We start from the raw sequence: 24,434 nt of genomic DNA, 5'->3' as shown, positions 1-24,434 counted from the left end.
ACCACTGTCGCGGGTTCCCCGGTGTTCCCACCTGAATGGCGCAAACCCGGGGCCGCGACGGTGCGCGGGGACGCGCGAGACCATTAGGACTAACTTTCGTCCGAGTTGTACATACTTTCGTTGACTCTCGACGAAAGTCCTCTTAGGTTCAGCGGCGTCACAGCGTGTTCGGCTGTCCGACCTTGAGGAGCAACGATGCTTCCGTCTGTCCGTAAGCGCTTCAACCGGTCCCTCATCGCCCCGATCGTGCTGGTCACAGCCCTGTCCGGGCTCGTGACGGCACCGGCGGAAGCGGCCGTCCCGCCCCAGCAACCGGGTGTCACGCTTCGCACGTACGACCTTCAGCGCGAGATCAGCAAGCTCTGCGTGATCAAGTCCGGGCAGACGCCCAACGTCGACAAGCTGATGCCGACGATCAACTGGACCGGCACGGCCGATTTCGGGCTCGGCGACCAGTTCGTGTCCGAGGTGACCGGCAACATCAACGTCGCGACCGCCGGACGGTACGAATTCCGTCTCACCAGCGACGACGGGTCCCGGCTGAGCATCGACGGCCGGCTCGTGATCAATCACGACGGGCTGCACGGCGCGACCCCGGCGGCCGGGGCGGTCGAGCTGACCACGGGCTATCACGCCCTGCGGATCGACCATTTCGACAACCTCTACGACCAGCAGGTCACCCTCGAATGGCGGCCACCGGGCGCCGCGGACTTCGTACTGGTGCCGAATTCGGTACTCAGCACCGACGCCGACGTCGTGCGGGTGACCTCGCCGGGCCGCAAGGAATGCGAAGGCGCCGCGGACTCGCCGGGTGACGGCCTTCCGCTCAACGGCGTCCACCCCGGCTTCACGCTGACGAATCTGCGTCCCGACGGCTTCCAGCCCCAGGTCACCGGGATGGACTGGCTGCCGGACGGACGGCTCGCCATCGCCACCTGGGGTGGTTCGGACAAGGTGCTCGGCGAAGTCCATTTGCTGAGCAACGTCACCGGGAACACCGACCCGGCCAAGGTCCGGACGAAACGTGTCGCCAGCGGTCTGAAGGAACCGATGGGCGTCAAGTACGTCGACGGCAAGCTGTACGTGTCGGAGAAGACCCGGCTCGTCGAGTTGAACGACACCAACGGCGACGAAGTGACCGACACCTACCGCACCGTCGCCACCTGGCCGTTCGGCGGCAACTTCCACGAGTTCGCGTTCGGGCTGCTGTACAAGGAAGGCTTCTTCTACGCCAACCTGTCCGTGTCCATCAACTACGGCGGCGCGACGACCGACCCGCAGCCCGCGCCGAACCGCGGCACCACGATCAAGGTCAACAAGAAGACCGGTGAGGTCTCCTACATCGCCGGTGGCCTGCGCACCCCGCACGGCATCGGCTGGGGACCGGAGGGCGACGTCTTCGTCACCGACAACCAGGGTGGCTGGCTGCCGGCGAACAAGGTCGTGCGGATCAAGCAGGACCGCTTCTTCAACCACTACACCAGTCCCCCGGGACCGTTCGACGCCAAGCCGGTGACCGCGCCGGTGTTGTGGCTGCCGCACAACGAGATCGCGAACTCGCCGAGCAACATGGTCACGTTGTCGCAAGGCCCCTTCGCCGGGCAGATGGTGTACGGCGACGTGACCTACGGCGGACTTCAGCGCGCCTTCCTGGAGAAGGTCAACGGCGAGTACCAGGGCGCCGTTTTCCGGATGACACAAGGACTCGAGTCGGGCGTGAGCCGGATCAGCCTCGGCCCCGACGGCGCGATCTACACCGGCGGGATCGACGGCGGCGGCAACTGGGGCCAGCCCGGCAAGCTCGCCTACGGCCTGCAGAAGGTGACGCCGAACGGGACGAACGCCTTCGACATCCTCAAGATGCGCGCGGTGGCGGGTGGTTTCGAACTCGAATACACCCGGCCTCTCTCGGCCGAGACCGCGCAGAACCTCGCGGCGAAATACCAGGCGCAGCAGTGGCGCTACCAGCCCACTCCCGCGTACGGCGGGCCGAAGATCGACGAGCAGACCCTGTCCGTCACTTCCGCGAGCGTCTCGGCCGACCGCAAGAAGGTCACGCTGCAGGTGGCGGGCCTGAAGGCCGGGCACGTGGTGCATCTCCGCTCGCCGCGCCCCTTCGCCGCGGAATCCGGTGAGGCGCTGTGGAGCACTGAGGCCTGGTACACGCTCAACAGCCTGGTCGGCGGCCCGCCGGCGAGCACGACGTACGAGGCGGAACGCGCCGCGCTCAGCGGTGGCGCCGGGACCAACACCAATCACGCCGCTTACACCGGGACCGGTTTCGTCGACGGTTACTGGAACCAGGGCGCCACGACGACGTTCACGGTCACCGCGCCGACGGCCGGGACCTACAACGCGGCCCTGCGTTACTCCAACGGCCCGGATCCGGCTCCGGGGACCAAATCCGTGAGCGTCTACGTCAACGGCGCCAAGGTCAAACAGGTGCGTCTCGCCAGCACCGGGAACTGGGACACCTGGAACTCCCAGCCGGAGACACTCACCCTCGCCGCCGGGGCGAACACGATCGCCTACAAGTACGACAGCGGCGACGCGGGCAACGTCAACCTCGACAGCCTCACCGTCACGAAGGCCCAGCGCGTCACCTTGTTCAACGGGAAGAACCTCGACGCCTGGGAGAAACGCGCCGGCGGCGCCGCGACCTGGCCGGTGGCGGGCGGGGCGATGGAATCGAACGGCGGCGACATCCGCACGAAGCAGCAGTTCGGTGACTTCCGGCTGCACGTCGAGTGGAACGAGCCGAACTACCCGCCGGAGGTGACCGGGCAGGCCAGGGGCAACAGCGGCGTCTACCTGCAGGAACGCTACGAACTCCAGGTGCTGGAATCCTTCGGCGACACCACCCTCGCCAACAACGAGGCCGGGTCGATCTACTCGAAGCGGGCGCCGGACCGGAACATGGCGACCGCGCCGGGGACGTGGCAGACCTACGACGTCACCTTCCGCGCCGCACGGTTCGACGGCGCCGGGAACAAGACCGACAACGCCCGCGTCACCGTGGTCTGGAACGGCGTCGTGGTCCACGACGACGTCGAGATCGACGGCGGCACGGGCGACAGCAACCCGGAGAACGCGGGCCCGGGGGCGATCCGCCTCCAGGACCACGGCGACCCCGGTGAGAATCCGCGGTTCCGGAACATCTGGATCGAGCCGATCGCCTGACCCGAGAGGGATCCGCCGGGTGTCTTACCGTCCCTTGTGGACAGTAAGACACCCGGCGATCACCTCAGGCGGCCGGGTGCGGCTGATCGGCGCCCAGGACCTCACGGGCGACGAGCACACCGCCGACGAAGCCGACCGGCATCACGATCAGGACGGCGAACGGGATCAGGCTCAGCAGCGAGGCGGGCAGCCCGAGCCCGAGGGCGAGCGCGCGGCGTTCGCGCAGCAGCAGCCGTCGCCGCTTCAGGTCCATCCCCCGCCGGTAGAACGGCACGGCGATCAGTTCCAGTGCCAGGAACCACGCCGTGACCAAGGCCAGCAGGACCGGCACGACCGTCTGCCCGAGCACGGGGACGAACCCCGCGATCATGAGGGGGATCGTGAACATCAGCGAACGCAGCACGAGTGAGAGCCCGTCCTTCAGGCCCATCCCCAGCAACCGCCAGAACGACAGGTCCACCGCACCGGGCACGCCGCCGAGATCATCTTCGACCTTCTCCGCGATGTGCTCGTAGAACGGTCCGCCGACGGCGAGGGTGATCGCGGTGAACCCGATCAGGCAGATGGCCAGTACCGCCCCGAACACCGCGACGCCGATCGCCACGCGGACCGTCGTCCGCCAGCCCTCCGCCCAGTCGTCCGCGAACGGGGTGACCAGGAGCGCCAGATCGTCGATCCAGAACGCCAGCGCGACGATCCCGCCGAGCAGCAGCAGCATGGTCAGCACCGCGGGCAGCGCACCGATCAGCAGCAGTTTCGGCGACCGCAGCAGAATGCCCAGGCCTTGCCCGAACATCCGGAAACCCTTGAAGAACTCGCGCATCGGGCCTTTCTATCAGTGAGCCCGCTTTGTCCGTGTTCCAGGGGACACAGCGAGTTGAAGGACGCTTTCCCCTTCAGCCGCCGTCGGCGAGCGCGCCGCTGCCGTCCGGTCCGGTCACGACGACGCGGGTGCTCACGGCGGTCCCGAACGGGACGATGGTGACCTGCCAGGTCTGCGGCGACCCGACGTCGATCGTGGCCGTCGCCCTCCGCACGAGCGGCGGGACGCGGTCGACGGCCAGCGCGCGGAGGTCGAACCGCGGCACCTGGGCGCCGGTCGGCGCGAAGACCACGGTGAGCCGCCGGTCCTCGACGACCGCGGTGATCACCTGGGAGACATCCGCGGCCTCCGCCAGCGAGTCGATCGTCCGGCGCAACTCCCCCTCACCCAGCAGGGACCGGTCGACGGTGACCGTGGCGGAGCCCGACGAAGAGGTGGTCACACCCGAAGAAGAGGACTGCGTCTCTTCCGTCCGCGCGGGTGCTTCCGGCGCGAACAGCTCCACCCGGAACAGCACCAGCACGAGCGCCGCCCCGAGCACGAATCCGAGGACCGCGAGCGCGCCGAACACGCAACCCTCCGGCGGCTCGTGCACCAGACTGGACTCCGGAGCGGATTCGATCACGGCCGCGGCCGCGCGGCGCTCCCATTCCGGTGACGGCCGCTCCACGATCTTCGCCTTCCACGGCCGGTCCGGCGGGTACCGGACGACGAGGATGCCGCCCGGCCGGTGGTCCGGGAGATCGACGAGATTGACGCTGTGCGTGATCCTCACGCGGTGCGACGCCGCGCCGTCGGGGGCGACGGTGAGGACGAAGTCAACCGGGATGTCGCCCGTTTCCGTGCCACCCGCCCGCACGCTCTCGATCTTGGCGAGCGCGACCACCGGGGCGACGGCCGCTTCGCGAGCGCGTCGCGGTGCCCCGGCGACATGGAGCAGAAGGCCGTAGACGATGGGAAGCCCCAAGCCGGCGATGATCAGCGGAACGTACTCGATGATGATGCCGACGACGAAGGCGCACAACGTCGTCCCGCTGACGACTCCGGTCAGGAAGCCGCGAAGGTGGGCGAACGGATCACGCCGGGCGGGCGCCGGGACAGCGGACATGAAGAGAACTCCAGACGTCGGGCGGGTCAGTCCGCGGGCAGCCAGTCACCGGGGGTGGGATGACGCCGCAGCGCCACGAAGATCGACTTCTCGTCGGCCGGGCGCATCGGATCGAACAGCACTTCGGCGGTGCCGATGGTGGTGTCCCGGGTCCGGCGGGTCACCCACCGCTTGACGCCGGCGAGATCGGTGAACGACACCGTGACGTCCGCGCCCACGACCCGGGTCCCCGATTCGTCCCCGCCCAGGCGCAGCTTCACGTCCGCGATTTCGGCGGGCACCCGCCGACCGTGCCTCAGCAGCCGCTCGCGGGTCCGGGCCAGCTCGGCGTCCCGCCGCTCGACCCCGATGGCGTACCACAGGATCAGCGACGTCAGGACGAACAGGAACGCGGGCACCCACCAGTCGGCGTAGTACATCAGCCACGCCCAGAACCCCCACTTTTCGTCTTCGTGGAAGACGGGGTCGACCGCGGTGCCGACGGCGAGCGGCGGAAGCCAGTCGCGCGACGAGACCCAGATGCCGAGCGTACCGGCCGCGAACACCAGTACCACCGGGAACATCGGTCCTGAGGGCCGCCCCAGGTAGCGCCGCACGGCGCTCGCCGCGAAGGTCGCCGCGCCTAGACAGGCGACGAACGCGAAGGTCCCCCACACCATCCCGTACGGCGTTTCGCCGTCACCGCGGTCGTCGAAGACGCTGTCGATCGCCGAGGTACGCAGCAACTCGATCAGCGTGCCGAACCCGTGTCCGGCGACGAAACCGCAGACCAGCGTGACCGCGGAGGCCACGATCGCGCCGACGAGCACCCGCCGGTTCCCCCGCCACCGCTCGACGCGGTCGTGCCGGGCCCGCTCCGGGTCCACCGTGTTCATACCGCTCACCTCCCTTCGGACTGTGTTCAGTCTTCGGTGCGAGCCGCGCTACCGAACCCGGGTTTGGAAACCTAATCTCATTAGGCAAGTCCCAAATGGACTATGGTAGCCTCGGTTCCGACGGAAAGGCTGGAGATGGCACGGGCGGGACTGACCACGGAACGTGTGGTCCAGGCAGGGGCGGAGATGGCCGACGAGATCGGCTTCGAGCACGTGACCCCGACAGAGCTGGCGAAACGATGCGGCGTCAAGACGGCGAGCCTGTACTCGCACGTGAAGAACGCCCACGAGCTGAAGACCGGGATCGCCCTGCTGGCGTTGACGGAACTCGCCGACCGGGCCTCCGCGGCGGTGGCGGGCCTCGCGGGCAAGGACGCGCTGATCGCCCTGGCCGACGTCCACCGTGACTACGCGCTCGAACACCCCGGCCGGTTCACCGCCGCCCGGTTCCGGCTCGCCCCCGAGACGGCCGCCACCAGCGCGGGTGTCCGGCACGCCCGGCTGATGCGGGCGATCCTGCGGGGCTACGACCTGGCGGAACCGCACCAGACGCACGCGGTGCGGTTACTGGGCAGCGTTTTCAGCGGCTTCGTCGGCTTGGAGTCCGCCGGAGGCTTCAGCCACAGCGACCCCGACCCGCGGGAGAGCTGGACCGAGATCCTCGACGCGCTCGACGTACTCCTGCGCGCCTGGCCCCGAAAGAAATGACGAAGGACATGATCACCACCCCGATCACCGCCGCCCTCGTCCGCGGCGCACTCGACCTGGAGCACACCGAACGCGGCGTGCTCCCCCACCGGCTGCCCGCGCACGCCCGGCGGCAGATCCCCGACGCCCAGCTGGCCATGGCGGAATCGCAGCCGTCGGGGGTACGGCTGGTCTTCCGCACCACGGCCACGCTCGTCGAACTGGACGTCTTCGCCACCAAACGGCGCTACGCCGGCGTTCCGCCCCGGCCCGACGGCGTCTACGAACTCCTCGTCGACGGACACGTGGCGGGACAGGCCGGCGTGGACGACGGTGACACGCTCACCATCGACATGGCCGCCGGCACCGCGGTCCACCGGTCCGGGCCGATGCGGACAGTGCGGTTCCCCGGCCTGCCGTCCGGCGAGAAGGACGTCGAGATCTGGCTGCCACACGACGAAACCACCCGGCTGGTCGCCTTGCGCACCGACGCGACCGTCCACAGTGTACGGTCCAGCGGGCGCAGGACCTGGTTGCACCACGGTAGTTCCATCAGCCACGGCTCCAACGCGGCGAGCCCGACCGGGACCTGGCCCGCGCTGGCCGCGAAGCTGGGCGGCGTGGACCTGATCAACCTCGGTTTCGGCGGCGGCGCGCTGCTGGACCCGTTCACCGCCCGTGCCCTGCGGGATACGGCCGCGGATCTGATCAGCGTCAAGATCGGTATCAACCTCGTCAATTCCGACGCGATGCGGCTGCGCGCGTTCGGCCCCGCCGTGCACGGTTTCCTCGACACCGTCCGGGAAGGGCATCCGGACACCCCGCTGCTGGTCATCTCACCGATCTATTGCGCCATCCACGAACACACGCCGGGGCCCAGCGTCATGGATCCCCGTGCGCTGAGCGAAGGGACTCCGCGCTTCGCGGCCACCGGAGACCCCGCAGAGGCCGCCGCGGGGAAGCTGACGCTCACCACGATCCGCGGCGAACTCGCCCGCATCGTCGAGGAGCGGAGCGCGACCGACCCGAACCTGGCCTACCTCGACGGTCTGGACCTCTACGGCGAGGCGGACCACGCGGAGCTGCCGCTGCCCGATGACCTCCATCCGGACGCGGCCACGCACCGGCTCATCGCGGAACGCTTCGCGAAACTCGGTTTCGGCAGCTGAAGGCTCGTGAGTGGTAATGACGGTTAGAACCGTCACTACCACTCACGAGGTTTAGGTAGCGCGAGCGGCACGGTACCTATTTTTCTTCCTGTCCAACGAAAGTCGGTACCGGGTTCCCCGGCCCGCGGATCACCCTGATCCGCACCGGATCACCGGTGCCGGGCCACCTTGGCCGTGCCCGGCTACCCACTGTGTCCAGTGCGGCCACCCCTCGCGCTGGATCTCCCCTCGCGAAAGTGAGTTCCCGGTATGCGCCCAACCCCCTTAGCCCGTACCGCCACCACGTTGGTGGCCGCCGCCGCGGTCATCGGCTTCCTCGCCCCGTCCACGGCCACCGCCACCACCATCGAGGGCTACTCCCCCACCGTGCAGCAAGAGGCCGTCTCGTCCCTCGCCGCCGAGGCCGGGATCAGCGAAGCCGCCGCCACCCGGTTGCTGCGGACGCAGGCCGCCAGTGTCGAGACGCTGCAGAAGGCCACGGCCTCCCTCGGTTCCCGCGCCGCCGACGGCTATCTCGACGACGCCGCCAGGCCGGTGGTCAACGTGCTCGACCAGGCCGCCGCGGATCAGGTCACGGCGACCGGCGCGCAGGCCCGTGTGGTCAAGCACTCCAGCGCCGCACTGGCCGGTGCGCAGAACGCCTTGCAGTCGCTGCCCGCGGTCACGCATACGTCGATCGGCCTCGACCCGAAGTCGAACCAGGTCGTGCTCACCGTGTCCGACGCGGCCAAGGGCGCCGAAGCCCTGATCAAGGCCGCCGAAGCGCTCGGCGACCGGGTCCGGGTGGAACGGACCTCCGGTGAGATGCACACCGCGATCTACAACGGCGAAGCCATCACCGGCGGCGGAACCCGCTGCTCGGTCGGGTTCAACACCAACCGCGGCGGCCAGAACTACATCCTCGACGCCGGCCACTGCACGCGCGCGGTGTCGCAGTGGAACGTCGGGCCGTCGCAGGGCGCGAGCTTCCCGAACAACGACTACGGCCTGATCCGCAACACCAGCGGCAGCGGACCCGGCGCGGTCACCCTGTGGAACGGCTCCACCCAGCGGATCGCCTCCGCCGGGACAGCCACCGTCGGACAGCGGATCAGCAAGAGCGGCAGCACCACCCACCTCACCTCGGGCTCGGTGCAGCGGCTGAACGTGACGGTGAACTACGCCGAAGGTTCGGTGTACCAGCTGATCCAGACCAGTGCCCTGGTCAACCCCGGCGACTCGGGCGGCTGCCTCTTCTCCGGAAGCGTCGGCCTGGGCATCACCTCCGGCAAGGGCAGCGGGACCTCGTACTTCCAGCCGGTCGGCGAGGCCATGAGTGCCTATGGCGTGACGCTCAACCCGTGACACCTCCCGAAGCCGGGCCCTCCTTCGGCGAGGGCCCGGCTTCGGCCGGTGCCCGGAAGTGTTCGACGGTGTGGTCGCGAAACCGTCGCGCGGCGGCGGAAAGGTAGGTGTCCTCCCGCCACGCGACGCTGAGCACGCGGCGGCACTCGGGATCGTCGACGCCGAGCCAGACCACCGTCGTACTGACGTCGGCGCGGAGCCCGAGCGAGGGCACGAACGCGATGCCGAGGCCCGCGTCGACGAGCTGGAAGAGGACGGCGGCTTCGTCGCCCTCGCAGACGATCTGGAGTTCCAGACCGGCCTTCGCGAAGAGGTGCTCGGCGAGCGCCCGCTGCCAGTAGCCGGGCCGCGTGGTGAGGAACGGCTCCCCCGCCAGGTCCGCGAGGCCGACCCGGCGGCGCCCGGCGAGCCGGTGGCCGGACGGCACGCACAGCATCACGGGTTCGTCGAGGAGCACGCGGCTTCGGATGTCGTTGCCGGATAAAGGTTGCGACGTGACGCACAGGTCGACCTCGCCGGACCGCAGCTTCTCCGTCATCCCCGCCGCCGAGGCCTGCGACAGCCGCACGTCCACCAGCGGGTGGCCGGGGACGAAGGTGCGAACCGGTTCGGTGAGGACCAGCAGGCTTTCGGCCGCGACGGTGACGGTGCCGCGTTCCCACCCGGCGGCGTCGTCGAGTTCCTGACGAGCGTCGTCGAGTTCGGCGAGTACCCGGTCGACGCGGCGAAGGAACGCGGCGCCGAACCGGTTGAGCCGGATCCGGCGGCCGTGCCGGTCGAACAGGGGCACACCCAGCTCGTTTTCCAGCCGCGCCAGGGTGCGGCTGAGCGACGGCTGCGCGACACGCAGCTTCTCGGCGGCGCGGCCGACGTGTTCGAGCCGGGCGACCGTCTGGAAGTACCGGAGTGCCAGGAGATCCACAGCTGATGCCTCGTCTGTTATGAACACATAACGAATCTTGTCTTGGACAGCATAAGGCCACGGCTCTTACGTTCGTTCCCGTGAGTGAAACCGTGCCTACCCGGAGCCGGAAGGCGACCGGGACGCTGAAGGTGAACCGGGTGCTGGTGAGTGCCCACACCGTGGCGATCATCGGCCAGCCGGTGTTCGCCGGCGGCTACCTCGGCGGCGACTACGACATGCTCTGGCTGCACCGCTGGGGCGCCGACGCGGTGTCCTTCCTGGCGTACGCCCAGATCCTGGCGGCACTGGCCCTGTGGCTGGTCCGCGGGCCACGCTGGTTGTTCTGGGTGAGCCTGCTGCTCGCGGCGGGCGAGACCGCGCAGTATTTCGCCGGTCTCGCCGGCGCGCTCGACCTGCACATCCCGCTCGGCGTCGCCCTCGTCACCGGGATGGCGCTGACGGCCATCGCCGTCTGGCGTCCGCAGACCTGGCGGTCGGCCCGATGAGCCGCCCCCTTCCCAGGAGGAGGTTCCTCGGGCTCGCGGGCGGAGCCGGCGCTCTCCTCGCCGCGGGTCTGACCGCGCCCCGGCTGCTCGCGCGGGGCGCGCCGGGCACCGGCGAACTGCTGCGCAGCGGGCTTCCCCTGCCGGAACCGTTCCGGGTGCCGCTCCCGGTCCCGCCGGTCCTCCGTCCACACAGGACGGACGGCGCGGACCACTACACGATCACGCAGCGGGCGGCGACGGCCGAGATCCTTCCCGGCGTCCGGACACCGATCTGGGGCTACGACGGGATCTTCCCCGGCCCGACGATCGAATCTCGACGGGACCGGACGACGGTGGTCCGCCACCGCAACGAACTCCCCGTCCCGACCGTGGTCCATCTCCACGGTGGCCATACCCCCGCCGACTCCGACGGCTACCCGACCGACCTCGTCCTGCCGCTGTCCGGCTGGGACACCGGACACGCCGGGCACGGGATGGCCGACGCCCGCGCCCGGATCACGAACGGTGAACGCGACTACGTCTTCCCGATGCGGCAACGGGCCGCGACGCTGTGGTACCACGACCACCGCATGGATTTCACCGGTCCCGCCGTCTACCAGGGCCTCGCCGGGTTCCATCTGGTGCGTGACGACGAGGAGGACGCGCTGGGTCTTCCGTCCGGCGAACGTGAACTGCCGCTGATGATCGCCGATCGCTCCTTCGACGAGCACGGCGCCTTCGCGTATCCGTCTCTCGACCGGACCTTGCGCACCACCCCGGGAGTGGAAAGTGCTTACGTGGAAGGCGTTTTCGGTGACGTCATCCTCGTCAACGGCGCACCGTGGCCGGTCTGCGAGGTGGCGGCCGTGCGGTACCGGATCCGGGTCCTGAACGCCTCCAACGCCCGCCGCTACGACCTGGCGCTGGACCCGCCGCCACCCGGCGGAGGCGGCTTCGTCCAGATCGGCGGCGACCAAGGCCTCCTCGACGCGCCACGCGCACACGACCACCTCCCCCTCGGGCCCGCGGAGCGGTACGACCTCGTCATCGACTTCGGCCGGTATCCGGTGGGCACCGAAGTCGCCCTGGTGAACCGGCTCGGCACGGGCCCGACCGCCCAGGTCATGCGGTTCGTCGTCGCCCGACGCGCGGCGGACGAGAGCCGGGTCCCGGCGAAGCTCGGCGAAATCGCGCCGCTCACTCGCGAGCAGGCCACGACCACGCGGGAGTTCTCGTTCCGTGCCGGGACCGTCCACGGGCGCGCGGGCTGGGTGATCGGCGGCGAACCGTTCTCCCCGGACGTGATGTCGGCGAGCCCGCGCCTCGGTGACGTCGAGATCTGGCGGTTCGTCGCCGACATCCACCATCCCGTGCATCTGCACCTGGTGGGCTTCCGGATCCTCTCGCGCGGCGGCCGCCCGCCGGGACCGTTCGACGGCGGCATCAAGGACACCGTCGACCTGAACCCCGGCGAAGCGGTCGAGGTCATCGCCCGCTTCGACGGCTACCGCGGCCGCTACGTCTTCCATTGCCACAACGCCGAACACGAGGACATGGCGATGATGGCGAACTTCGAGGTGGTCTGATCCCGCCTGTCATGGGGGCGTCAGCGGACGGGGTTGGTCAAGGCACCGACCCCTTCGATGGCCACGGTGACCTCGTCCCCCGGCTTCATCGGCCCGACACCCGCCGGGCTGCCGGTGAGCACGATGTCGCCGGGGCACAGGGTGAACCAGCGGGTCACCCAGGCGAGGATCGCGGGCACACCGAAGATCATCTGCCCGGTGGTGGACCGCTGGGCGATCCGGTCGTTGATCCGCGTGGTCATCTCCAGGTCTCCGTTCGCGATGCGGGTGGTGATCCAGGGCCCGAGCGGCAGGAAGGTGTCGGCGCTTTTGGCCCGCGCCCATTGGCCGTCGGCCCGCCAGTCGTGCGCGGTGACGTCGTTGGCGCAGGTGTAGCCGAGGATGTGCGCGGCGGCGTTCTCGGCGGTCAGGTTCCGCGCGGTCTTGCCGATGACGACGGCCAGTTCGCCCTCGTACTCCAGGCGCTCGACCTCGGGCGGATGCTCGATCGGCTGCCCCGGGCCGGTGACGGCGTTCGGGGCCTTGAGGAAGAGTGCGGGCCGCTCCGGCCACGGACGGCCCTTCTCCTTCAGCTGGCAGGGATAGTTGCTGCCGACACAGACGATCGTGCGCGGCTCGCAGGGCGCGAGCAGCCGGACGCCGGAAAGCGGGCCGACGACCTCGCCGGGGCCGGTGGCCGGATCGTAGGCACGGACGACGTCACCGTCGCGAGTGGAGTCGACGCAGCCCGTCCGGGCGGTTCCCTCGGTGGCGAAACGAATCAGGCGCATCCGGTCAGCCCTGTTCCAGCGCGCCGCCGAGTGCTTCACGGACCAGTTCGAGCGGATGCCACGCCGTCCGGCCCGCTCCGTGGAAGATCTGCTGACGACACGAAACCCCCGTGGCGGCGACCAGTGTTCCGGCGGGTTCCCTCTCCAGGGCGGGGAAAAGGCGATCCCGGCCGACGGCCATCGAGGTCTCGTAATGTTCGGCCTCGAAGCCGAACGAACCCGCCATCCCGCAGCATCCGGAGTCGATCTCGGCGACCTCCAGCCCCGGGACGCGGCGCAGGAGCGCCATGGTCGCGGCGGTGCCGACCTCCGCCTTCTCGTGGCAGTGACCGTGGAACACCACCCGCCGCCCGCTGAGCCACGACCGCTCGGGCAACGTCAGCCTGCCGTCGTCGAGGGCCTCGACGAGCAGCTCCTCGACCTGGCGGACCCTCTCCTTGATCTGCCGCGCCTCGGGAAGTTCCGGCACCAGTGCCAAAGTCTCGTCCCTCAAGGTGAACACGCACGACGGCTCGCATCCGACGATCGGTGAGCCCGGTTCGGTGTCGCGGGCCAGCGAGGTGACCAGTCCGCTGGCCTTCTTCTTGGCCTCGTCGAGCAGTCCCTTGGACAGGCTCGACCGCCCGCAGCAGCCGCCGGAAGCGAGTTCCACCGCCCAGCCCGCGCTTTCGAGCAGTTCGATGGCCGCCTTGCCGATCTGAGGTTCGGTGAAGGTGGTGAAGGAGTCCGCCAGCCAGGTGACCGTGCCCGCCGCCCCCGGCGCCGTGGTGCGCCGCCGGTTCCAGCGCACGAGGTTGTCCCGCGCGAACTCCGGCAGTGGACGTCCAGCCTTGATCCCGACGGTGCGTTCCAGGAGCCGCCGGAGCACACCGATCCGGCCGGGCACATTGGACACCGGCGCGGTGGCCGAACCGAGCCGGTTGAGGAACCGGATGGAGCCGAAGATCCGCGACCGCAGCGGGATTCCGTGCTCCTCGTGGTGCTGGTGCAGTGTCTCGGCCTTGAGCGAGGCCATGTCGACGCTCATCGGGCATTCGCTCTTGCAGGCCTTGCACATCAGGCACAGGTCGAGGATCTCGTGCAGCCGCTCCCCGCCGAGCGCGGCCTTCGGATCCGGCTCGGAGAGCGCCTTGACCAATGCGTTGGCGCGGCCGCGGGTGGAATGCTCTTCCTGCAACGTGACCTGATAGGACGGGCACATCACGCCGCCGGTGGTCTTGCGGCACAACCCGATGTTCATGCAGCGGTCGGCGGCGTCGCGCATGCCGCCCCCGCCGATGACCTCGAACGACAGCATGGTCCGCAACGGCGGCGCGGGCGGCAGGGCGTCACGGTCGCGGAGGTTCTCGGTCATCGGGGGCGCGTCGACGATCTTGCCGGGGTTCATCGTGCCCGCGGGGTCGAACAGCTTTTTGACCTGACGCATGGCTTCGTAGAGCTCTTCGCCGAAGATCTCGCGGTTGAACTCGGAACGGGCCAGGCCGTCGCCGTGTTCGGAGGAGTTGACGCCGCCGTACTCGGCCACGAGGTCCTTGACCTTCTCCGCGACCACGCGCATCGTGTCGACCTGCGCGGGATCGGTGAGGTCGACGAACGGCCGGATGTGCAGGCAGCCGACCGAACAATGGCCGTAGAACCCGGCTTCGAGGCGGTGCTCGTCGAGGATCCGTTTCAACCGCGCGGTGTAGTCCGCGAGATGTTCGGGGTCGACGGCGGTGTCCTCGATGAACGCCAGCGGCCGTTTGGTGCCCTCCCCTGCGGCCATCAGCAGCCCGAGGCTGGATTTGCGCACTTTGAGCAGCGCCGCCTGTTCGGCGGCCGTGACGAGTTTGAGCGTTTGATAGCCGTGTCCATCGCGTTCCCAGAGTGCCGTGATCTCGTCGAGTTTCGCCGCCAGGGCGGTCTCGTCGTCGCCGGAGAACGACACGAACAACAGCGCGGCCGGATCTCCGACGAGGTGATCGCCGAGATCGGCGTACTCGATCTTCTCCCTCGACAGGTCGAGGATGGTCTTGTCCATCAGTTCGACCTGATGCGGGCCGCAGCTGAGCGCGTCGAGCGTGGCCGCGATCGCGCCCTGCGTCGTCTCGAAATGCCCGACCGCGTAGACGGTCTTCGCCGGCTTGGGCACCAGGTCGACTTCGATCCGCGTGGCCAGTACGAGGGTGCCTTCGGCGCCCACGACGAATTTCGCCAGGTCGAAGGGATCGCCGTCGCCGCGACCGGAAAGCCGGTCGAGCCGGTAGCCGCAGGCCCGGCGCCAGAACACCGGCATGCCCTTCGCGATGGCGTCCTCGTTCGCGGTGACCAGTTCGGGCAGCTCACGGTAGATGCGGCCTTCCAGGGTGTCCGCTGCGGCGCGCCGCAGGCGTTCCGCCTCGCTCACCGGTTCCAGCCGGGCGGTGGAGCCGTCGGCGAGGACGACGTCCATCGCGCGGACGTGGTCGATCGTCATCCCGAAGGTCAGCGAGCCGGAGCCCGCCGAGTTGTTGCCGACCATGCCGCCGATGGTGGCGCGGTTGCTGGTGGAGGTGTCGGGGCCGAACATCAGCCCGTGCGCGGCCGCGGCCTTGTTCAGCTGGTCCTGGACGACACCGGGTTCGACGACAGCGGTGCGCGCGACGGGATCGAGGTCGACGATCCGGTTCATGTGCCGCGAAAGGTCGAGCACCAGACCGGGGCCGACGGTCTGCCCGGCGAGACTGGTGCCCGCCCCGCGCGGGACGACCGGAACGCCGAATTCCGCCGCGGTGGCGACGGCCGCGGCGACGTCGTCGTGATCGAGGGGGAACACGACGCCGCGCGGCATGATCGAATACATGCTGGCGTCACGGGAAAACAGGTGGCGCGTGTAGTCGTCGAAGGCGACTTCACCCTTGATCCGCGCGTGCAGCGCGTCTTCGAGCGGGCTGGTGCGGGTCGGTTCGGCGGTCATCGGCGGGCCTCAGTCGTTCTGCAGGTGCTCGAGCGCGTCCTGCAGACCGCGGGGATCGGCGGGGACGCCGGCGAGCGTGAGTCCCATTTGGACCCCGGCGAGGGTGCCGGCGAGGGTGAGGTCGTTGAAGGCGCCGAGATGCCCGATCCGGAAGATCTTCCCGGCGAGTTTGCCCAGGCCAGCGCCCAGGGACATGTCGAACCGGTCGAGGATGATCGCGCGGACCTTGTCGGCGTCGACGCCTTCGGGCACCAGGACCGCGGTCAGCGCACCGGAATGCTCACGCTCGTCCTGGCAGAGGACCTCCAGCCCCCAGCCGCGCACGGCGGCCCGCGTGGCGGCGGCGTGCCGGGCGTGGCGCGCGAAGACGTTCTCGAGGCCCTCTTCGTAGAGCAGGCGCAAGGCTTCCCGCAGGCCGTACATGAGGTTGGTGTTGGGCGTGTAAGGGAAGAAGCCGCGTTCGTTCGCGGCGAGCATCGGACCCCAGTCCCAGAAGATCTTCGGCAGGGCGGCGGTCTTGGCGGCGTCGAGGGCCTTGTCGCTGATCGCGTTGAAACTCATGCCCGGCGGGAGCATGAGGCCCTTCTGTGAGCCCGCGACGGTGACGTCGACGCCCCATTCGTCGTGCCGGTAGTCGATCGAACCCAGCGACGAGATGGTGTCGACGAGCAGCAGCGCGGGATGCCCGGCGACGTCGATCGCGGCGCGGATCTCCGGGATCCGGCTGGTGATCCCGGTGGAGGTCTCGTTGTGGACCACGCAAACGGCCTTGATCCGGTGCGCGGGGTCGGCGGTGAGTTTGTCGGCGACCACCTCGGGATTCGCGCCGTGCCGCCAATCCCCCGGAACGAAGTCGACCTGGAGCCCGAGACCCCGTGCCATCTCCTGCCACAGCGTGGCGAAGTGCCCGGTCTCGAAGGCCAGGACGGTGTCGCCGGGGCTGAGGGTGTTGGTGAGGGCCGCCTCCCACGCGCCGGTGCCGGTGGCGGGGTAGATGACCACTGGATTCGTGGTGCCGAAGACGGGTTTGATGTCGCGCAGCAGACGGCTGCTCAGCTCTTGGAACTCGGGGCCGCGGTGGTCGATGGTGGCCGCCGACATCGCCCGGAGCACCACGTCCGGGACGTTCGTCGGGCCCGGGATCTGCAGGAAGTGACGTCCGGCCGCGTATGTCATGTGCGCCTCCACGCTCGGCTCCGAGATGTTCCACAGAGCGAAACCTTGGTCTCGCTGCTTGAAAGGTATACCGTGTACCGAACCTCGTCGAGGGGGTATCCGGAACAAACTTCGACCCGACTCCCTGAATGTGTCAGCGCCGACCGCAGAGGATTCCGATGTCCATACAACTCGTCACAGTCGTGGCGCTCGCCCTCGTTTTCCTGATCGCGACCGTGCTTCCCGTCCACATGGGAGCACTGGCGTTCGTCGCCGCCTTCGTGATCGGCACGGCGTTCGCCGGGGAAAGCACCGACGACATCGTCTCGGGCTTCCCCGGCGATCTCTTCGTCATCCTGGTCGGGGTGACGTTGCTGTTCGCGATAGCCAAGGGCAACGGCACCGTCGACCGGCTCGTGCATCTGGTGGTGCGCGCCGTCGGCGGACGGATCGCCCTGATCCCGTGGGTGATGTTCGTGGTCACCGCGGCACTGACCGCGGTCGGCGCGGTGGTACCGGCGGCGGTGGCGATCATCGCCCCGATCGGGATGGGCTTCGCCCGCCGCTACCGGATCAACCCGATACTGATGGGCCTGCTGATCATCAACGGCGCCAGCGCGGGCGGCTTCTCCCCCATCAGCATCTTCGGCAGCATCGTCAACGGCGTCGTCGCCCGCGACAACCTGCCGAGCGATCCGGGACTGCTGTTCGCGTCTTCGTTCGTCTTCAACCTGCTGCTGTGTGTCGTGGTGTTCTTCCTCTTCGGCGGCCGTGAACTGATCCGCCGGTCTTCGACCACCACGTCCGAGGTCGTCGCCGTGACCGCCCAGCCCGCGACGGCGCTCGCGCTGAGCGGTTCGCCGGCCGGCGCGGCCAGGAGCGGCGGCACCGGACCCGAAGAGCCGGCGCCCGCGGCCTCCGGCGACGGAATCGAAGAACGGCTTCCGCTCAACCGCGACCACGTGTTCACCCTGATCGGGCTGGCCGCGCTCGCGATCGGCGCGCTGGTGTTCAAACTCGACGTCGGATTCACCGCGCTGACCGTGGCGACGGTGCTGTCGCTGGTCTCGCCGGGATCGGCGAAAGCGGCCGTCAGCGAGGTCGCGTGGCCGACGGTGCTGCTGATCTGCGGGATCGTCACCTTCGTGTCGCTGATGGAGCGGGTCGGCACGATCGACTGGCTGGGCAACCTGGTCACCCGCATCGGTTCACCCCTGCTGGCCGCGATCCTGATCTGCGCGATCGGCGCGGTGGTGTCGGCGTTCGCCTCGACGACGGGGATCCTCGGCGCGCTCATCCCGCTGGCGGTGCCGTTCCTGCTGGCGGGCGAGGTGGGCGCGGTCAGCATGATCATCGCGCTGGCGATCTCGTCGTCGGTCGTCGACTCGTCGCCGTTCTCGACCAGCGGCGCGCTGGTCGTCGCCAACGCGCCCGCCGGACAGAACGACCATGTGTTCCGGGGCTTGATGATCTGGGGCTTCAGCATGTGCGCGGTCGCACCCGTCACGACCTGGCTGCTGTTCATCCTGCCCGGCTGGGGCTGACCCCTCGGAACGCGCCCCTCAGCGCCGTGCCCGGCGTTCCTTCAGCCACCGCTCGGATTCGGGACTGCCGCCGTCGAGCCGATCGACCACCTCGTCGAGGAAACTGCCGTGACCGTGCTCTGCCAGCGCCTTCAGCACCGCCTCGGGATCGCCGCCCTCGATGATCGTGAGCAGTTCGCGGTGACGGTCGACGTTCTGCATCAACGACTCGCCGTCACGGCGGGCACTGCGATTGAGCGCCATGCACAGCTGCATCTGCAGGGAGAGGGCGCGATACGCCTCGGTGACGCGTTCATGACCGGCCAGCGCGACGATCGACTGGTGGAAGTCGTACTTCCGTTGCGTGAAAACACCTTCGTCCCCGTCGAGGGCCGCCTGCTCGAAGGCGGCCAACGCGTCCCGGCAGGCCTGCAACCGCTCGGGCGAGCGGACCGGAACCCCGATCCGGACGGCGAAGGCTTCGAGTTCTTCGCGCAAAGTGATGATCTCGTAGACGTCATGGCGGGTCAGCGGGCGCACGATGACCCCGCGTCGCGGATGGGGAACGACGAGCCCTTCGAAGGCCAGGACCTGCAACGCCTCGCGCAACGGCGGACGGGACACCCCGAGCCGCTCGGTGAGCTTGGCCTCGACCAGCCGCGTACCGGGCGGAAGCTCGCCGGAAAGGATCATCGCGCGCAGCGCCTGGGTGGCCAGATCGGCCATACTCGGCGGCGCGACGATCCGGCCGTCGGACTGCGTGATGGTCATCGAGACTCCCTCCCTTTCTGTATACGGTATATCAGCCTCTTCCCCTGTGTGAGCGGCGGGTGACTTTTCGCTCACCTGCCTTCGCCGATCTCCAGGCATCGTCGTCGATGTGGCTGGCGAGCCCATCGGGGGCGGGGGTTAGGCGTGTTACGCCGGGTTCTTCGAGGCGGGTCGAGGTACTGGGCGGGATGAACTCAGGTAGGCCGTCGACTGCCATGCGGACCTCCCGGTCGCGGGTGTGCAGGGGGTCGTCGTTGGACTGGGTGACGAGCCGTGTGAGCCTTGGGCATGGCGAGGTGCCCGTCGCCGGTGTGGCTGGCGCACATCTCGGGGGGTGCAGGGGTCAGGCGGCGGCGCGATGCAGGGTGTTGCGCCGGGTTCTTCGCAGCGGGTCGAGGCATTGGGGTGGGATGATCTCGGGGAGGCCGTCGACTGCCATGCGGACTTCCCGGTCGCGGTGGCGGGCGAGTCGCCTGAGCCTCGAGCATCTGCGGTGGGTCGTCTGTCTGTGGGCATGCCGAGAGGCCCGTCGCCGGTGTGGCTGGCGCGGGCTCCTCGGGTGATGCGGGGGTTAGGCGGCGCGGTGGAGGGTGTTGCGCCGGGTTCGTCGGAGCGGGTCCAGGTACTGGGGTGGAATGAACTCGGGTAGCCCGTCGGCTGCCATGCGGACTTGCCAGTCGCCGTGGTGGATCAGCCGGTGGTGGAAGCCGCACAGCAGGGTCAGGTTCCGCAGGTCGGTGGGTCCGCCGTCTGCCCAGTGCTCAATGTGGTGGGCGTGGCAGTTCTTCGGGGGCCGATGACAGCCCGGGAAGGCGCAACCCCGGTCCCGGATGTTCAACGCCCGTCGCTGGCCAGGCGTGACGAACCGTCTCAGACGCCCCACATCCAGCGGCTCACCAGCCGCGTTCAACACCACCGGCAGCATCAGGCAGTCGCAGGCCGCCATCCGGGCCTCGCGAGCGGTCATCGTCCCGACGTAGTCCACACACGCGGTGCCGAGGCCGGTCTTCAACTCGTCGAGCCCGATCGTGACATGCACCAGCGTCCGGTAACCGGAAGTGCCCGGCTGGTCCGGGCAGGCGATCGCGAGGTCGACCAGGTCGACCCAGGCGTCGCCGAGGCGTTCGGGTTTCGTCCGCAGATCGGCTTGGCCGAATTCGTCGACCGGGCGGGGTGCAGCGTAGGCCTCCAGGGCGGCGGCGGTGCGGGCACCGGCTTCGTCGTCGAGGAGGCCGTTCAGTTTCCAGAACCCGTCCTTGCGGCGCTCCAACGTCAACTCGCGACGCGGCTGCTTCGGCTCAGGCTCCTTCGGCTCGGCACCATCCGGATCCAGCCAGCCGAGGATGTTCTGTTCGGCTTTCGCCAGCTGCCGGGGACCGGCGTGGCGGGCCAGCTCGGCCAGGGTCTTCTCCGCGCTCTCCCGGTCCTCCACCGATGTATCCAGCGGCAGGCTCGCCAGGAAGTCCAGAATCTGCTGGATTCGTTCGTCCCCGACCGCCCCCTCCGCGGCCGCGGTCGCAGTAGCGGGCGCGGAGGGCGGAAGCTCGGTCCCATCCAAACCACGGGTCGGGTTCAATGCGATCGCCCGATTCACCACAGGTCGCGCTTCACCGAACGACAATCCCGCCACATCAGCGAACCACTTGGCCGTCGACCCATACCCGTACAAGTCTTTCGCGCCCCGAGACTCGATCTCCGCCAAATACTGTCCCAGTCCGGCGGTGGCGACCCTGATCACCTGCAGGAACTGTTGCACGCCATGGGCAAGCTCCAGCTTGCCGGCGCGCCACAACTCCTGCGGCAACTCGGGAAGGATCGTCTCGGACACCCCACGATAATACCAAAGAAATTCGAACACGTGTTCGTTTTAATACTAGTGGGTGAAGCGGAAGTCAACACACCGTTCGAGCCAGCCAAGAATTTGTTGAAGACTTCGGTGTTTTTGAAGTAGCCCAAGGTCTCACGAGACAGTCACTGAGTTCGTCAGCGACACTAGACCAGCCGACTACTTGCCAAAGCTCGCATTTAGTCGACCAAAAGCGATGACCACCCCTGCGCCGGCTACCTCGATCGCACGCCGTGACGTAAACCACTTGGACTTTCCGTCCAACGCTTATACAGTCGGTCTTGTGAGCAACGAGCATCCGTATCCCCCGGCCTTCCGCAGCGGCGATCTGGTCTCCGTGTCCGGACGGCTCGGGGTGACCGAGACGGGCGAACTGGCGCCGGGCGGTTTCGACGCCGAATGCCCGCGAGCCTTCGCCAACCTCGACGCCGCCCTGCGCTCGGTGGGCGCGAGCCGGGCCGATGTGGTGAAGGTCGTCGTCTACCTGACCGACATCACCGACCGGGACGGTCTCAACCGCGTCTACGAAGAGTTCTTCGCCGAGCCCCGGCCCGCGCGCACCTGTGTCGGAGTGGCGTCCCTGCCCTACGGCGGCGTCGTCGAGGTCGAAGCGCTGGCCCGAGTACGCGATGTCTGAGCAGGACGCGATCCTCGACGCGCTCGCCCCGGTCGCCGACGGAATCGCGGCGACGCTCGGCTCGTTCTGCGAGGTCGTCGTGCACGATTTCCGCCGTCCGGAGAAGTCGGTGGTGGCGATCGCCGGATCGGTCACCGATCGCAGTGTCGGCGGCTCGATGAGCAAGATCGGCATGGGCCTGCTCGCCCGCGGTGACGAGGCCGAGGACCAGCTGAACTACGTCACCCGGACAGCGTCCGGCAAGCTCGTGAAGTCCTCGACCATGCTGCTGCGCGACAGCGCCGGCTCGGTGTTCGGCGCGCTGTGCGTGAATCTCGACATCACCGCGCTGGGCCAGCTCAAGACCCTGGTCGGCGAACTCGCCGATGTCGGCACCACCACCGAAACACCGACCACCACCTTCGGCGACGACGTCGACGCGGTGGTGGACGCGATCGTGGACGAACACCAGCTCCGGCTGAACAAACCGTGGGCCGCGCTCAGCCGTGAAGAGCGGCTCGACCTGTTCCGCAGCCTGCACGCGCGCGGCGTCTTCGCCGTCCGGCGGGCGGTGCCTCAGGTGGCGGCGCGGATCGGGATCTCCCGCGCCTCCGCTTACAACTATCTGTCCGAAATCCGTGATCAAGGAGCATCATGACCGCCCCCGTGACCATCGACGACATCCGCGACGCCGCCGCCCGCCTGGCCGGTGTCGCCCACCGGACCCCGGTCGTGCGCTCCCGGACCCTCGACGACCTCGTCGGCGCCGAGGTCTTCATCAAGTGCGAGAACCTCCAGCGCGTCGGGGCCTTCAAGTTCCGCGGCGCGTACAACGCCGCCTCCCGGCTCTCGCCGGAACAGCTCGCCAAGGGCATCGCCGCCTATTCTTCGGGCAACCACGCCCAGGCCGTCGCGCTCGCGGCACGGGAACTCGGGAGCAGCGCGGTCATCCTGATCCCGGAGGACACCCCGCAGTCCAAAAAGGACGCCACGGCGGGTTACGGCGCCGAGATCGTCACCTACGACCGGTACACCGGCGACCGCGTCGCGATCGGCGAGGCGCTGGCGGCCGATCGCGGCCTGGCGCTCATCCCGCCGTACGAGCACCCGCACGTGATCGCCGGGCAGGGCACCGCGGCGCTGGAACTGCTGGAGGACACCGACTCCCTCGACACGCTGGTCGTCCCGGTCGGTGGCGGCGGCCTCATCGCGGGCAGTTCGACCGCCGCGAAGGCCCTGCGGCCCGGTATCCGTGTCGTCGGCGTCGAGCCCGCCGAGGGTGACGACACCAAGCGCTCGCTGGACGCGGACGAACGCGTCTCGATCCCGGTCCCCCGGACGATCGCCGACGGCCAGGCCGCTTCGATCCCCGGCGAGCTGACCTTCTCGATCAACCGGAAGCTGGTCGACGACATCGCGCTGGTCAGCGACGACCAGGTCCGGGACGCGATGCGGTTCGCGTTCGAACGTCTCAAGCTCGTCATCGAGCCCAGCGGGGCGACCGGGCTGGCCGCGCTGCTCAGCGGTCAGATGCCCGCCTCGGGGCGGATCGGCGTGATCATCAGTGGCGGGAACGTCAGCCCGGAACGCTTCGCCGAACTGATCGCCCACTGACCACGCGTTCAGTCCTCTGAATGCGGAACACGGCGCACCCACCACCCGCGTTTAGTCCTCTAGATGCCGAGAGCGCCGGCCAGCACCGGCCACGAGTTACGCAAAGCCCGCTGCCAGTAGGGCCAGCTGTGCGTGCCGGGGCCGTAGTAGTCGACGGTCGCCGGGATTCCCTTGAGCTTCAACCGATCCGTGAAGCTCACCGAGGTGCCCAGCGCCGAGGGTTCGAAGATGTCGGACTGACCGGGCGGATCGAGTGGCCCGGTCTGGCCGTTGCCGCAGGAGATGTAGAGCGCGGTGCCACGAAGGTCGTCGATGTGGTCGAAGGGGTTGTTCGCCGACCAGAGCGGCCGCATCCCCCAGCTGTCGCCCCAGAGTTCGAGGTAGTTGAAGATCCCCGCGCGAGCGAGGATGCCTTGGATGAACAGCGGGGTTCCCTGGTAAAGCGTGTTCGGGACACCGCTGTAGGAGGCGGCCGCGCCGAACATCCCCTTGTGCTTGTACGCGTAGGCGAGCGCGCCGTACCCGCCGATCGACAGTCCGGCGATCGCCCGGCGGGTGCCGGCGCGGTACCCGCGTTCGACGATCTGCCGCACCTCCAGGGTGTGGAAGGTGTCCCAGTCCGGAGTGCTCTTGAGACCGAAGTTCCACCACTTCGTGTACATCCCGGCGGGCCCGCCGGTCGGCATCACGACGAGCGCGTCCTTGTCCGCGGTGAACGCCTTGACGTCGGTGAACTGGTCCCACGAGCGGTAGTCGACCGGTTCGCAGCAGCCGTGCAGCAGGTACAGCGTGGGCCAGGTCCGCGCCGGTTGCGCGGCCCAGCCGGCGGGGACCAGCAAGCGGACCATGCCGGTGGTGCCGAGCGCGGGCGAGCTGATCTTGAGATCGACCGTCCGGGCGTCCAGCCAGGTCTCCTCGACCACCTTCGCGCCGTCGTCGGCGGTGACCGGCGTGGGCGCGGCGCTCGCCGGGATCGACGTGCCGAGCAAGGCGACCATGGACAACACCAGCAGGCCCCACCGCCGCGTTCGGTTCATCACTTC

Annotated in this window: 20 protein-coding genes; 10 read left to right on the top strand and 10 right to left on the bottom strand. The window is 68.9% G+C overall.

All coding sequences use genetic code 11. The annotated features are described in order from the left end of the window. Window positions 1-195: 195 nt before the first annotated feature. On the top strand, window positions 196-3,180 hold the full coding sequence (locus tag SD37_RS17735) for a 3-keto-alpha-glucoside-1,2-lyase-like domain-containing protein (protein WP_044852956.1): 2,985 nt from the start codon (window positions 196-198) through the stop codon (window positions 3,178-3,180). Between the two features lie 64 nt (window positions 3,181-3,244). Here the strand turns inward: SD37_RS17735 and SD37_RS17730 are convergent, their stop codons facing one another. The 3 genes from SD37_RS17730 to SD37_RS17720 all read right to left on the bottom strand — a co-directional run bounded on the left by SD37_RS17730 (window position 3,245) and on the right by SD37_RS17720 (window position 5,986). Further along, window positions 3,245-4,003 carry an EI24 domain-containing protein gene (locus SD37_RS17730; protein ID WP_044852955.1) on the bottom strand — a complete coding sequence of 253 codons (759 nt, stop codon included), beginning with the start codon at window positions 4,001-4,003 and terminating at the stop codon, window positions 3,245-3,247. A 73-nt stretch (window positions 4,004-4,076) separates the two neighbouring features. Further along, window positions 4,077-5,111, bottom strand: a complete 1,035-nt coding sequence (locus SD37_RS17725; RefSeq protein ID WP_044852954.1) for a hypothetical protein — start codon at window positions 5,109-5,111, stop codon at window positions 4,077-4,079. Between the two features lie 26 nt (window positions 5,112-5,137). Then, window positions 5,138-5,986 (bottom strand): hypothetical protein, encoded by an 849-nt coding sequence (locus SD37_RS17720; protein ID WP_044852953.1) that lies wholly within the window; start codon window positions 5,984-5,986, stop codon window positions 5,138-5,140. 135 nt (window positions 5,987-6,121) lie between these two features. On the opposite strand from SD37_RS17720, the gene SD37_RS17715 reads away from it, so the two are divergent. The 3 genes from SD37_RS17715 to SD37_RS17705 all read left to right on the top strand — a co-directional run bounded on the left by SD37_RS17715 (window position 6,122) and on the right by SD37_RS17705 (window position 9,186). Further along, the gene (locus SD37_RS17715; protein WP_044852952.1) at window positions 6,122-6,694 is read left to right on the top strand and encodes a TetR/AcrR family transcriptional regulator; all 573 of its coding nucleotides are present in this window, start codon (window positions 6,122-6,124) and stop codon (window positions 6,692-6,694) included. Between the two features lie 8 nt (window positions 6,695-6,702). Then, a complete protein-coding gene (locus SD37_RS17710; protein WP_145926660.1) occupies window positions 6,703-7,842 on the top strand; it encodes a GDSL-type esterase/lipase family protein in 1,140 nt (379 codons plus the stop codon). Window positions 7,843-8,091: 249 nt separating this feature from the next. Then, window positions 8,092-9,186 carry a S1 family peptidase gene (locus SD37_RS17705; RefSeq protein ID WP_044852950.1) on the top strand — a complete coding sequence of 365 codons (1,095 nt, stop codon included), beginning with the start codon at window positions 8,092-8,094 and terminating at the stop codon, window positions 9,184-9,186. On the opposite strand, the gene SD37_RS17700 is transcribed toward SD37_RS17705, so the two are convergent. Beyond that, window positions 9,176-10,108 carry a LysR family transcriptional regulator gene (locus tag SD37_RS17700; protein WP_044852949.1) on the bottom strand — a complete coding sequence of 311 codons (933 nt, stop codon included), beginning with the start codon at window positions 10,106-10,108 and terminating at the stop codon, window positions 9,176-9,178. The genes SD37_RS17705 and SD37_RS17700 overlap by 11 nt on opposite strands. Window positions 10,109-10,188: 80 nt before the next feature. Between SD37_RS17700 and SD37_RS17695 the strand changes: the two genes are divergently transcribed. After that, window positions 10,189-10,596 (top strand): hypothetical protein, encoded by a 408-nt coding sequence (locus SD37_RS17695; protein ID WP_044852948.1) that lies wholly within the window; start codon window positions 10,189-10,191, stop codon window positions 10,594-10,596. Beyond that, complete coding sequence (locus SD37_RS17690; RefSeq protein WP_044852947.1) at window positions 10,593-12,161, top strand: multicopper oxidase family protein; 1,569 nt, start codon at window positions 10,593-10,595, stop codon at window positions 12,159-12,161. Before SD37_RS17695 ends, SD37_RS17690 begins: the two co-directional genes overlap by 4 nt. Window positions 12,162-12,181: 20 nt before the next feature. Here the strand turns inward: SD37_RS17690 and SD37_RS17685 are convergent, their stop codons facing one another. Genes SD37_RS17685 through SD37_RS17675 form a run of 3 tightly spaced genes read right to left on the bottom strand, consistent with a single transcriptional unit; the run spans window position 12,182 to window position 17,042 of the window. Then, the gene (locus tag SD37_RS17685; protein WP_044852946.1) at window positions 12,182-12,931 is read right to left on the bottom strand and encodes a fumarylacetoacetate hydrolase family protein; all 750 of its coding nucleotides are present in this window, start codon (window positions 12,929-12,931) and stop codon (window positions 12,182-12,184) included. Window positions 12,932-12,935: 4 nt separating this feature from the next. Further along, window positions 12,936-15,866, bottom strand: a complete 2,931-nt coding sequence (locus tag SD37_RS17680; RefSeq protein ID WP_044852945.1) for an FAD-binding and (Fe-S)-binding domain-containing protein — start codon at window positions 15,864-15,866, stop codon at window positions 12,936-12,938. A 9-nt stretch (window positions 15,867-15,875) separates the two neighbouring features. After that, window positions 15,876-17,042, bottom strand: coding sequence for a pyridoxal-phosphate-dependent aminotransferase family protein (locus SD37_RS17675; protein WP_044852944.1), 1,167 nt, complete (start codon window positions 17,040-17,042; stop codon window positions 15,876-15,878). Window positions 17,043-17,200: 158 nt separating this feature from the next. Here SD37_RS17675 and SD37_RS17670 point away from each other — a divergent pair, with 158 nt between their 5' ends. Further along, window positions 17,201-18,565 (top strand): SLC13 family permease, encoded by a 1,365-nt coding sequence (locus SD37_RS17670; RefSeq protein WP_044852943.1) that lies wholly within the window; start codon window positions 17,201-17,203, stop codon window positions 18,563-18,565. Window positions 18,566-18,583: 18 nt separating this feature from the next. On the opposite strand, the gene SD37_RS17665 is transcribed toward SD37_RS17670, so the two are convergent. Together SD37_RS17665 and SD37_RS17660 are read right to left on the bottom strand one after the other, a co-directional pair. Further along, window positions 18,584-19,315, bottom strand: a complete 732-nt coding sequence (locus tag SD37_RS17665; protein WP_044852942.1) for a GntR family transcriptional regulator — start codon at window positions 19,313-19,315, stop codon at window positions 18,584-18,586. A 571-nt stretch (window positions 19,316-19,886) separates the two neighbouring features. Continuing rightward, window positions 19,887-21,143, bottom strand: a complete 1,257-nt coding sequence (locus tag SD37_RS17660; protein WP_065912866.1) for an HNH endonuclease signature motif containing protein — start codon at window positions 21,141-21,143, stop codon at window positions 19,887-19,889. Window positions 21,144-21,444: 301 nt separating this feature from the next. Here SD37_RS17660 and SD37_RS17655 point away from each other — a divergent pair, with 301 nt between their 5' ends. The 3 genes from SD37_RS17655 to SD37_RS17645 are packed head-to-tail and all read left to right on the top strand — an operon-like array spanning window position 21,445 to window position 23,391. After that, window positions 21,445-21,798, top strand: a complete 354-nt coding sequence (locus tag SD37_RS17655) for a RidA family protein (protein WP_044852940.1) — start codon at window positions 21,445-21,447, stop codon at window positions 21,796-21,798. Further along, window positions 21,791-22,435: a helix-turn-helix transcriptional regulator gene (locus tag SD37_RS17650; RefSeq protein WP_044852939.1), complete on the top strand. Its 645-nt coding sequence runs from the start codon at window positions 21,791-21,793 to the stop codon at window positions 22,433-22,435. The genes SD37_RS17655 and SD37_RS17650 overlap by 8 nt, the downstream gene beginning before the upstream one ends. After that, on the top strand, window positions 22,432-23,391 hold the full coding sequence (locus SD37_RS17645; protein WP_044852938.1) for a pyridoxal-phosphate dependent enzyme: 960 nt from the start codon (window positions 22,432-22,434) through the stop codon (window positions 23,389-23,391). Before SD37_RS17650 ends, SD37_RS17645 begins: the two co-directional genes overlap by 4 nt. A gap of 59 nt (window positions 23,392-23,450) precedes the next feature. Here the strand turns inward: SD37_RS17645 and SD37_RS17640 are convergent, their stop codons facing one another. Further along, complete coding sequence (locus tag SD37_RS17640; RefSeq protein WP_044852937.1) at window positions 23,451-24,428, bottom strand: alpha/beta hydrolase; 978 nt, start codon at window positions 24,426-24,428, stop codon at window positions 23,451-23,453. Between the last annotated feature and the right edge of the window lie 6 nt (window positions 24,429-24,434).

The sequence above is a fragment of the Amycolatopsis orientalis genome (genome assembly GCF_000943515.2).
In the GTDB taxonomy this organism is placed as follows: Bacteria; Actinomycetota; Actinomycetes; order Mycobacteriales; family Pseudonocardiaceae; genus Amycolatopsis; species Amycolatopsis orientalis.
Note: the sequence above shows the minus strand (reverse complement) of the source record. Positions and strands in the feature narration are given on the sequence as shown.

What these genes read in the sequence shown, in the direction of transcription:
- SD37_RS17730 (WP_044852955.1), bottom strand. Translation starts at nt 4,003, where the DNA reads ATGCGCGAGTTCTTCAAGGGTTTCCGGATGTTCGGGCAAGGCCTGGGC.
- SD37_RS17690 (WP_044852947.1), top strand. Translation starts at nt 10,593, where the DNA reads ATGAGCCGCCCCCTTCCCAGGAGGAGGTTCCTCGGGCTCGCGGGCGGA.
- SD37_RS17735 (WP_044852956.1), top strand. Translation starts at nt 196, where the DNA reads ATGCTTCCGTCTGTCCGTAAGCGCTTCAACCGGTCCCTCATCGCCCCG.
- SD37_RS17675 (WP_044852944.1), bottom strand. Translation starts at nt 17,042, where the DNA reads ATGACATACGCGGCCGGACGTCACTTCCTGCAGATCCCGGGCCCGACG.
- SD37_RS17645 (WP_044852938.1), top strand. Translation starts at nt 22,432, where the DNA reads ATGACCGCCCCCGTGACCATCGACGACATCCGCGACGCCGCCGCCCGC.
- SD37_RS17670 (WP_044852943.1), top strand. Translation starts at nt 17,201, where the DNA reads ATGTCCATACAACTCGTCACAGTCGTGGCGCTCGCCCTCGTTTTCCTG.
- SD37_RS17680 (WP_044852945.1), bottom strand. Translation starts at nt 15,866, where the DNA reads ATGACCGCCGAACCGACCCGCACCAGCCCGCTCGAAGACGCGCTGCAC.
- SD37_RS17705 (WP_044852950.1), top strand. Translation starts at nt 8,092, where the DNA reads ATGCGCCCAACCCCCTTAGCCCGTACCGCCACCACGTTGGTGGCCGCC.
- SD37_RS17710 (WP_145926660.1), top strand. Translation starts at nt 6,703, where the DNA reads ATGATCACCACCCCGATCACCGCCGCCCTCGTCCGCGGCGCACTCGAC.
- SD37_RS17725 (WP_044852954.1), bottom strand. Translation starts at nt 5,111, where the DNA reads ATGTCCGCTGTCCCGGCGCCCGCCCGGCGTGATCCGTTCGCCCACCTT.
- SD37_RS17665 (WP_044852942.1), bottom strand. Translation starts at nt 19,315, where the DNA reads ATGACCATCACGCAGTCCGACGGCCGGATCGTCGCGCCGCCGAGTATG.
- SD37_RS17720 (WP_044852953.1), bottom strand. Translation starts at nt 5,986, where the DNA reads ATGAACACGGTGGACCCGGAGCGGGCCCGGCACGACCGCGTCGAGCGG.
- SD37_RS17650 (WP_044852939.1), top strand. Translation starts at nt 21,791, where the DNA reads ATGTCTGAGCAGGACGCGATCCTCGACGCGCTCGCCCCGGTCGCCGAC.
- SD37_RS17715 (WP_044852952.1), top strand. Translation starts at nt 6,122, where the DNA reads ATGGCACGGGCGGGACTGACCACGGAACGTGTGGTCCAGGCAGGGGCG.
- SD37_RS17685 (WP_044852946.1), bottom strand. Translation starts at nt 12,931, where the DNA reads ATGCGCCTGATTCGTTTCGCCACCGAGGGAACCGCCCGGACGGGCTGC.
- SD37_RS17640 (WP_044852937.1), bottom strand. Translation starts at nt 24,428, where the DNA reads ATGAACCGAACGCGGCGGTGGGGCCTGCTGGTGTTGTCCATGGTCGCC.